This window comes from Endozoicomonas arenosclerae, from assembly GCF_001562015.1.
In the GTDB taxonomy this organism is placed as follows: domain Bacteria; phylum Pseudomonadota; class Gammaproteobacteria; order Pseudomonadales; family Endozoicomonadaceae; genus Endozoicomonas_A; species Endozoicomonas_A arenosclerae.
Genome location: NZ_LASA01000210.1, coordinates 1 through 8,790, shown reverse-complemented (window position 1 = coordinate 8,790; position 8,790 = coordinate 1). Strand labels below are relative to the sequence as shown.

The following is an 8,790-nucleotide window of genomic DNA, read 5'->3' as shown; positions in this document are numbered from 1 at the left end:
CATGACTTTAAAGTTCATGCCGTAGATGCTGGCTATCAAAGTGGGTGGCAGGAACATAACGGCCGCTACCGAGAAAATCTTGATGATGTTGTTCTGTTCCAGGTTGATGAAACCCATGGTGGCATCCATCAGGAAGTTGATCTTGTCAAACAGGAAGCCGGTATGAGGGGTCAGGGAGTCGATGACACGTAAAATATCCCTGACCTGGTCAACCTGGCCGTCATCCAGCTTGTGTCGACAGTTCTTCAGGATGTAGCGGAGGCATCGCTGGCTATCCAGTAGATTCAGTCGTACTTTGCCGTTTATATCTTCCTGAAGGGTAATGTTTTTCAGTAGATCATCGACATCAGTGTCATCATCAGAAAGTGCATGCTGGCTGGTGGCCTCCAGATTTTCATACACTTCTTCCAGAGTGTCTGCAAGAAACTGAACTTTGGCATCAAACAGGGCGATCAGAATATCGATCGGGGTTCTGGCCTTGATATGCTGCAGCTTCAGGTAATTTCTCATCAATCGGAACAGTGCGGTGGGCTCATCCTGAAGCGTGATCAGATGATCGTCTCTCAGGTTGAAAGCGACGTTGATACTGCGAAAGTCCTGTCCTGCCTGATGGGGGAAAATCGAACGAATGTGAAAGCCGGTTTCGCTCTCGAAAAAACGGGATGAAGCTTCAATCTCATACAGCGCATCTTCATCTTCGATAAAACCCGGGCACTCCTGTTTCAGCCAGTTGTCCTCGTCTTCTTCAAGTTCAACAAGGTCTAGCCAGAGCAAGTTTTCAGGGAGTGCCATATCGGTCTGTACGCGAGTGATGCAGTACTGCTCGTTATCTCGGTGATAGGCGTTGATCATAGAATACAGACCCTGATAGCAATTCTGGTTCTTGGGGCGAGGGTCGCTCTATTGTACAGATCGAGGAACCTTAGTCCAGCAAGGTTAAGGCTCCTCTTGAGTTGAAGTGTTCAGACTCCTAAAGGGCTGGAAAATCGATCAGGGCTTTTCCTGAATAAGAATATCAAGACAGTTTTGATCAGGTTCCAGAGATACTTTGCGATAGTTCTCTTTCATTTCTTCCGGGGCGATGCCGTACTCATTTTCAGCCAGAAGACCATCTTTGTAGACTTTCATACCTGCCGGGTCCCAGCTGACGGCAATCAGGGCTGTTTGCTGATCGTTGCTTTCCAATAGTTCAAGCACTTCATGGGTAACCTTTATGGCCTCAATAGGTGCACTACGATAACTGTCTGTAAATTCGTGGCTCTCTGGCAGCTTTCCATACGTTTCCTGCCATACCGACTTTGGGATCAGCCACTCGTTGTATGTTTCGCCAACTATGGGCTCAGGCATTCTGGCTATAACAATTTTGTCGGTAATCCGGTTTTTGGTTTCAGGTATTGCGCCACCCATGCCATCGGATACCCAGGTTGTGTGCTCAGATCCCAATTCTTCAGACTTGGGCAGGCGACCCTGAGTCGGTGTTATTTTGCAGAATGTTTCTGCCTGGCTGGAAAGAGCCTTTATCTCAGGAATGTCCTGAAAAACAATGGGGTTGGCCAGTGACAGTGTCGGCACAAGGCTCAATGAGAGCGTAAGAGGAGCAAGCAGCTGTTTCATTAGGCAGAATTCAGACAAAAAAGACTCAAAGTGAGCTGGAAGTCATGGGCTTTCAGCAATAAAAGATAGATATTTTAAAGATATAGCCACATTAATAAATAGGGGTTTTATTTTTACCCTGATATTCAGGAATGAGCGGGCTTAGTCATCCTCATCATCGCTACTGGAGAAGTCGCTTTGATCTTCAATAGTTTCTGGGTCTTTAAAATAAAGATCGATAGTTCCGCCAGCAGGTAAAGGTATCCCATGGGTATAGTGGTCCTTTCTCTCGCGCTTGGGCTGTTTATTTTCTGGTGAGTCGGTGATAAGAATCACTACAGGTTGGTTATTCTCCCTGAGTCTTTGTTGAATCCTCCAGTCTCTGTTCGGGTCATCATCGCCGCCCCCATTACCTCTGCCACAGCATCCGAAACAGTAGCTGCATGCGGATAAAATGAGTGACCATACGGAGGCAGTGGCTGATTGTCCTTTGCCAGCGGATTGCTGTTGTGTCTGAGTGTTGGATGCACTCTGGCCGTCATGACATTTTCTTGGTGTGTGAGAGTTGTTCTGCAGGGAAGGGCTATCTTCCCACAGAATATCTGTAAGCTTTAATGATTGTGGCTTAGGGCCTCGGTAGCTCAGGTCAAGGATTGTGCATCCAGGGCTTTTTCTTTCAATGACCACTCTTTGTATTGATGATTCACCACTAAAAATTATCAGCGATTCGCCTATAAAGTTCGTAGAAGGGGCTATGACTGCGGCTCCATTCCATTGAGTTGCAGTCCTGTGGTCGTATGCCATGTTCTGAGCAGGGTCGATAATAAAGAATGCTCGAGTGTTTCCTTCACGGAGCTGGTAATTCTGGCTGATTTTAAATGTTGAGTCTGGCTGAAAGCCCTCTGCTGAATCCAGTCCTAAAAGCTGGTGGTCATGAATATGCAAAGGGCTTTTCAGGATAGCTTTTCCGGTAAAAGCAATAAGGCATGAATAACCTGATTTATCCGCAGTCAGTACCGATTCCCTGAGATTTTCCGCAGTTGTTTGCAGAACGCACGACAGTGGAGAACCTACTTTTCTCATATCAGGAAGCAGGTCAGCAGCTATATCCCGGTTTAGTATCTTGCCGATAGGATCGGGCCCTGGAAAAGGTGGTTCCGTGAACGGAGAACCGGCCTGCAGTATAGAGGGGGCTGCCCAAAAAAATACAATGGCCAGAGCCGGAGACTTGAAAGGGAAGGTGGCAGCCATGTTGTAGTCGGTATTAATAAATATAAACAGTCATTCAGTATAGTGATGACGACAGAAGTTCATCACTTTTTTCGGGATACGGGGCAAAGATTTTTCATTCAAAGGCTTTACTGCAAACGGACGCCTATTCTATTGGGTGGCCTTATTTTTCAAAATGATAACTCTAACTCCTGTCTAGCTGGGGCGGTAATATGCTGTCTGTTCTGATCTTTGCGCTTGCCGGACTGGTGTCCGGATTTATTGCCGGTCTGTTTGGTCTGGGCGGTGGTTTAACCATGGTCCCATTGCTGGTCTATCTGCTTCCATATTTCTTGTCTGGTCAGGAAGGTGTCATGCATCTGGCAGTTGGTAGCTCTGTGGCCTGCGTGATGTGTAATGCCCTGAGCAGTACATGGCATCGTTCCAAGGCGGGCGATATGCTCTGGCCGCTTTTTCACAATCTATTTGTATCAGTAGCCATTGGAACGGTTCTGGGTATTCTGATCGCTGCAGTAGCGCCGGGAGCACTTTTGAAATACGCTTTTTCCATTGTCGTGACTGTGGTTTTGGTTCGAGAGTATCTCGCAGGCACCAAGAAAAAGAAGACGACAGAAGAAGGGAAACTGAAAGTCAGTAATTTCTGGAAAGAGAAGTTGACAGGCTGCATGACCGGTATTGTAGGTGCCATTACCGGGGGAGGTGCCGGACTGATAATGACACCTTATTATCTTCATCTGAATTACTCCATTAGACAGGCTGCAGCCCAGTCAGCGGCTCAGTCAGCCATCATTGGCTTGGTTGCAACTCTTGGATATCTGTTTACACCGTTAGGAGTCAATGAAAAATGGGTGGTTGGCAGCCTTTATCTGCCGGCCATTATTGGATTGACTCCGTTTGGATTTCTGGGTTCAAGGGGAGGGGTCTGGTTCAGTCAGCGAGTGTCAGAGCAGAAACTGCATTTCTGTTTTTGCAGTTATCTGCTGATTGTCCTGATTGCGATGGTAGTGAAGGAGGTTTGAGCCAGGAATTTTGATCTCCTGGCTCAAGGATCTTGCAATGCTCAAGCTCCAAATCCACCATCAATGGTGAGTTGTGCTCCTGTTACCATATCGGCTTCTGGTCCTGTCAAATAGGCGACCATACCTGCAATTTCTTCGGGCCGCGCATGACGCTTGATGGCCATAAATGAATGCATGGTATCTCTCATCGGGCCTGATTCCGGATTCATATCCGTATCAACGGGTCCTGGTTGTATATTGTTAACGGTAATGCCTTTTCCACCCAAATCTCTGGCCAGGCCTCTTACCATGCCTTGGATAGCAGACTTTGTCATAGCATAGGCCGCACCTCCGGCCATTGGCATGCGGTCGCCATTGACTGAACCAACAACGATGATCCTTCCGCCTTCATGCATGCTTTTTGCTGCTTCTACGGATGCGTGGTAGGGGCTGCGAATGTTTACATCGATCATTTGATCAATAGCCGCAGGGTCGATTTCAAGCGGGTTGCCCATTACGCATTGCCCTGCAACCACGACCAGAATATCCAATGTACCGGTTTGGTGAATAGCATTAGAGACTGCCTGATAATCTGCACTGTCTGCCTGTATCGCTTTAGCTCCAAGCCGCTGAGCTAGCTCATTGGCTGCAGAAGCACAGGCATTATAGGTAAAGCTGGTCTGGGCCTTCTCTTGAACTAATCGTTCAACAATAGCGGCGCCAATGCCCCTGCTTCCGCCCAGTATCAGAGCATTTTTTCCCTGAAGATTTCCCATGGTTTCTCTCCTTAGAGTTTTTCTGAATGATCTTGAGTTGTGTTTAAACAATAGGTAATCGTTTATGGTTGAAAAACAGAGATAACAAGAAATGACTTTTCTGGAAATTAGAAAAATGGAGACTCCGGGGTTCTGTGGATGAATGAAATGGAAGAGATTCGTACCTTTATCAACCTGGTTGAGGCGCAATCGGCGACAGCCGCCGCAGAAAGAATGGGTGTAGCTGTTTCCGCTGTAAGTCGTCGTATGAAGGAGCTGGAAAGTCGACTGGGAGTGCAATTGATTACCCGGACAACCAGAACAATGCACCTCTCTGAAGCCGGTGAACTGTATTATCGTCGATGCCGTCAGTTAATTGATGACTTTGAAGAGGCGCAGTTTGAAGTCAGTCAGGCATCAAGGCAGCTAAAGGGGCGTTTACGAGTCTCTGCCCCTTTGAGCTTTGGTGTCTCTCATCTTGCACCTGCAGTTGTTGAATTTATGCACTTGCATCCGGAGTTGATAATTGATGTAGATTTAAGCGATCGTCGAGTTGATCTTGTCAAAGAGGGCTATGATCTGGCCGTCAGAGTAGGTGCACTTGAAGACTCTTCATTACGGACAAGAAAAATCTCTTCCGTCAGGCATGTTGTATGCGCTGCTCCAGAGTTTTTAAGCCGACATGGGGTGCCTGAGAAGCCTGATGATCTGAATGGGCTATCAGGGCTCTGTTACAGTAATCTCAATCGTCCGGAGCGTTGGGAGTATCAATCCTCTGAAGGAGAGCAGGGATTTGTCAGAGTGGCAATGAAGATGAGTTCGAACAATGGTGACCTTTTGCGGGAAGCTGCAATAAAAGGGCTGGGAGTTTTATGTGAGCCGAGTTTTATCATTCATTCAGCCGTTGAAAAGGGTGAGCTAATTCCGGTTCTCACTGACTATCAATGGTATGGGATGGACATTGTCGCAATCTACCCTCAAACACGGCATCTTTCAGTTAAAGTTCGAACGTTTATTGATTTTCTGGTGGAGCGCTTTGGTGATAAACCCTATTGGGAGGCTTTTCTGGAAAAATAGAGTGCTCATATTCTTTCGTTGAATTAACAATAATGATCGGAAAAATCTAAAGTTGTTGTTTCATATATTCTTCAACTCTGTGTGATAATCTTTCAAAACGACAACATTCAACGATAGCTTTCATTTCTTACAAGGCTATTTGGTCTGTTCAGGCTTTAAACTTTTAATAGCAGTAGGTGATTCTGGACGCATTTAATTTGGACGACAAAATGACAATAAAAAAATCAAGGCTGAACCATTCTTTCGGGGTTGTTTCCAAACTGCTTTATACTTCTCCTGAAGATGTTGTTATTGATGATCTTCCCGAAAATCCAAGAGATTATCTTGAGCTGGTCAAGCAGCCTGCCATTGCCAGAGTTAAAGACAGCGCAAGAGATGAAGAGGTTGCAATCATAGGGGGAGGTGCAGCGGGGCTTTGTGCCGCTTATGAATTGATGAAGGCAGGGTTGACACCGGTTATTTTTGAGGCCAATGATCGACTGGGCGGGCGTATCAGCACTTACAGCTTTGACAAGGAGCCAGAGGCTTATGCTGAGCTGGGTGCTATGCGATTTCCTGCCACCCAGGAAACCATTTTTTATTATCTGGATGCTCTGAAAGTTAAAGAAAAGCAGTCTGAATATCTTGATAATGGCAAATGGCCGTTATTCCCCAGTCCAAAAGCCACCAACACCCGATTTGAATTTGAGAACCGCAGTTTCTTTTATAACAAGGAAGAAGATAAGTACTATGGTGACTTTTATCTGATTCAGAAGGTCACCACCATTGAAGCCAAGTTTCAGAGACTGCTGGATTCCGATCTTGATGCTTTGAATCAGTTGGACAAAAGTTTTCTGGATGGAACCAGTGGATTAACTGAGCAGCAATACGCCGGGAAGAGAATGGCCTTATGGTCAAAGCAGGTGGATAAGTATCAGAACAAGAGCCTGTACGAAGTGATTAAAAATTATCGAGATGAAGAGATGGGGTCCTGGACCGATGAAGAGATCAATCTTCTGGGCGCCATTGGCATAGGCACAGGAGGGATAGGCTCTTTATACAATACCTGTTATCTGGAAACTCTGAGAGAGTGTTATAACGAAGATGATACCGACCAGAGAATGATTGTGGGGGGCGTAGATCAACTCTCAAATGCATTCTGGGAGCAGCCGGTTAAAATAGCAGGGGCGGACAGGTCCAAAAGCCTGAAAGATCTCCATAATGGCGTCTTTCAAAGAAGAGTTACCAAGATTAAAACCAATGATTGCTCCGGCTCTGTAGAGCTTACTTATCTTGAAAAGGGTAAAGAAAAAACGAAGACATTCTCTGCTGCCATTCTTACTTGCTCTGTCCGAGCTATTCAAATGGGAATCAAGATTAACAGGCAGGCATTCAGTCAGCCCGTCTGGGATGCTATCCAGAACTTTGGCATGGTCTCTTCACAGAAAACCTTCTTTTTGACCCGGTCGGCTTTCTGGCACCAATGGAATGAAGATCATCCGGAAAATGCCATGTTTACCACCATTTCTGATAATGCGCTTCAGCAGAGCTACTTCTTTGACAAGAAAGATTTTGGTGTGGACAGACAAACCGGTGCCGGGGTCGTTCTGGTGAGTTATTCCTGGGACAGCGATGCAGTGAAATACCTTGCTTTAACTGAAGAAGAGAGAAAAGAGCTGACACTGAATGCTTTTGAAGAGATTTATGGGCATGAAGCCCGTGCACTTCTGGAAAGTGAAATTATTGAAATGAAGTGCGTTGACTGGGATCTGGAAAGTGGTGTCAATGGCGCCTTCAGAATGGCTATGCCCGGACAGTATGGAATGCAGGAGGCATTGTTTAATCAGGGAATAGGGCAGTCCGGTCCTGATAATGGTCTTTATCTGGCTGGAGAGGCTTTGGCCTGGTATGGGTTGAGCGGTTGGATAGAGGGCTCTTTGCATACCGGGATTAATGCAGCATTAAGCTCGATTCAGAGGATTAACTCGAAGGCAGAGTAGATTGTACTCGAGATTTTTGTTTATAAAAATAATGATTGTCAGGAGGGTTTTCCTCTCCTGACAATCATTCCTTAAGAAATTTTGCTTTCCCAGAATACACTTTTCGTACATTCAGTGAGATTGTTTAACTGCACTCTTTTCGGAATATCATTCGATTCGTATCCCCACTCTAAATCGTGTACCTAACCAGTCTGTTACTAAGGCTGTCTATGTGAGGAACCAGAAGGCCTTTTATCTACTCTACACCTCAGGTCAGTTTAAATCAGGCGAGAATTTCAGTATGGACATTAAATCAGGTTACTCGGTTTTTGCAGGAGATCCCCAACAGCAGCTTGCTGAACAGGTTGAGAAAGAGCTATCCAGAGCGTTTAACGGTAGGATGGTCATGAAATCCATGAATTTACAGGTTCTGGGTTTTCTAGTGAAGAATGGCAGGCAGCATAAGTCGATTGTTAAAGGTCAGTCTGAACAGTCCCAACCTTCATCTTTAAGGCGTTGGGTCTGTAGTCTGTACGAAAGTGTGCTTTATTGTGGGGAAAGACGGGAAGATCGACTTATTCGCCAGCATATTAGGCCTTATATTCAGCAACAAAATGAAGGCTCTGTGGAAGATGAGTATTTGATTTTTATCAATTTGGCTCTACGGATGACGCATGACTACAGCTCTTTTCGAGCTATTGGCCACTTAAAGAAAAATATAAATAGTCTGGCCAGTGCACTGGATCTCATTTCAACCGAACGGCCGGAAACTCAAAATTTTTTTTACTGTGAGGGGACTTGTTTTGGTCTGACTGCCAGCTACCTTCATGCAGCTATATTAGGTTTGGAGGCCTTGAAAACCTTTACTGAGCGCTTACAGTTACTTAGCCGCCCCTATACTTCGATCTGGTTCTTTTTTGGTCGTCCTTTTGATAACTTGGGGTTAGGGAACCTGCGAATAAGTCCCTGATCATGAGATAATAATCTCAGCAGCTTGATCAGAGGTAGTCATGGACCAACAACTCTCTTTTTCCGACAGTGAATTCAGCCAGAAGCGACGCAGAACTCGTAGGGAAATTTTTCTTGAAAGAATGGAGGTTCTGATTCCATGGAAACGCTTAGAGGCCGTAATCGAGCCCTATTACCCTAAGCGTGGCAACGGAAGACCTCCTTATCCTC

Annotated in this window: 9 protein-coding genes; 5 read left to right on the top strand and 4 right to left on the bottom strand. The window is 45.8% G+C overall.

The window, feature by feature from the left end:
• The 3 genes from WG89_RS27455 to WG89_RS27445 all read right to left on the bottom strand — a co-directional run.
• Positions 1 to 852, bottom strand: an 852-nt coding sequence (locus tag WG89_RS27455) for a CorA family divalent cation transporter (RefSeq protein ID WP_062270831.1), incomplete at its 3' end; no start/stop codon positions are given.
• A gap of 138 nt (positions 853 to 990) precedes the next feature.
• Positions 991 to 1,614: a hypothetical protein gene (locus WG89_RS27450; RefSeq protein WP_216638573.1), complete on the bottom strand. Its 624-nt coding sequence runs from the start codon at positions 1,612 to 1,614 to the stop codon at positions 991 to 993.
• A 141-nt stretch (positions 1,615 to 1,755) separates the two neighbouring features.
• The gene (locus WG89_RS27445) at positions 1,756 to 2,844 is read right to left on the bottom strand and encodes a hypothetical protein (RefSeq protein ID WP_062270830.1); all 1,089 of its coding nucleotides are present in this window, start codon (positions 2,842 to 2,844) and stop codon (positions 1,756 to 1,758) included.
• Positions 2,845 to 3,035: 191 nt separating this feature from the next.
• Here WG89_RS27445 and WG89_RS27440 point away from each other — a divergent pair, with 191 nt between their 5' ends.
• A complete protein-coding gene (locus WG89_RS27440; RefSeq protein ID WP_062270829.1) occupies positions 3,036 to 3,842 on the top strand; it encodes a sulfite exporter TauE/SafE family protein in 807 nt (268 codons plus the stop codon).
• Positions 3,843 to 3,883: 41 nt separating this feature from the next.
• Here WG89_RS27440 and bdcA read toward each other — a convergent pair whose 3' ends face one another.
• Complete coding sequence (gene bdcA, locus WG89_RS27435) at positions 3,884 to 4,597, bottom strand: SDR family oxidoreductase (protein WP_062270828.1); 714 nt, start codon at positions 4,595 to 4,597, stop codon at positions 3,884 to 3,886.
• A 138-nt stretch (positions 4,598 to 4,735) separates the two neighbouring features.
• Here bdcA and WG89_RS27430 point away from each other — a divergent pair, with 138 nt between their 5' ends.
• The 4 genes from WG89_RS27430 to WG89_RS32460 form a co-directional block, all read left to right on the top strand.
• Complete coding sequence (locus tag WG89_RS27430; protein WP_062270827.1) at positions 4,736 to 5,653, top strand: LysR family transcriptional regulator; 918 nt, start codon at positions 4,736 to 4,738, stop codon at positions 5,651 to 5,653.
• A 209-nt stretch (positions 5,654 to 5,862) separates the two neighbouring features.
• On the top strand, positions 5,863 to 7,632 hold the full coding sequence (locus tag WG89_RS27425) for a flavin monoamine oxidase family protein (protein ID WP_153301870.1): 1,770 nt from the start codon (positions 5,863 to 5,865) through the stop codon (positions 7,630 to 7,632).
• Positions 7,633 to 8,017: 385 nt separating this feature from the next.
• Positions 8,018 to 8,581 carry a hypothetical protein gene (locus WG89_RS27420; protein ID WP_153301869.1) on the top strand — a complete coding sequence of 188 codons (564 nt, stop codon included), beginning with the start codon at positions 8,018 to 8,020 and terminating at the stop codon, positions 8,579 to 8,581.
• Between the two features lie 40 nt (positions 8,582 to 8,621).
• Positions 8,622 to 8,790: transposase (locus WG89_RS32460; RefSeq protein WP_062260605.1), on the top strand; the 169-nt coding region annotated here is incomplete at its 3' end.

What these genes read in the sequence shown, in the direction of transcription:
- WG89_RS27450 (WP_216638573.1), bottom strand. Translation starts at nt 1,614, where the DNA reads ATGAAACAGCTGCTTGCTCCTCTTACGCTCTCATTGAGCCTTGTGCCG.
- WG89_RS27445 (WP_062270830.1), bottom strand. Translation starts at nt 2,844, where the DNA reads ATGGCTGCCACCTTCCCTTTCAAGTCTCCGGCTCTGGCCATTGTATTT.
- WG89_RS27440 (WP_062270829.1), top strand. Translation starts at nt 3,036, where the DNA reads ATGCTGTCTGTTCTGATCTTTGCGCTTGCCGGACTGGTGTCCGGATTT.
- bdcA (WP_062270828.1), bottom strand. Translation starts at nt 4,597, where the DNA reads ATGGGAAATCTTCAGGGAAAAAATGCTCTGATACTGGGCGGAAGCAGG.
- WG89_RS27430 (WP_062270827.1), top strand. Translation starts at nt 4,736, where the DNA reads ATGAATGAAATGGAAGAGATTCGTACCTTTATCAACCTGGTTGAGGCG.
- WG89_RS27425 (WP_153301870.1), top strand. Translation starts at nt 5,863, where the DNA reads ATGACAATAAAAAAATCAAGGCTGAACCATTCTTTCGGGGTTGTTTCC.
- WG89_RS27420 (WP_153301869.1), top strand. Translation starts at nt 8,018, where the DNA reads ATGAAATCCATGAATTTACAGGTTCTGGGTTTTCTAGTGAAGAATGGC.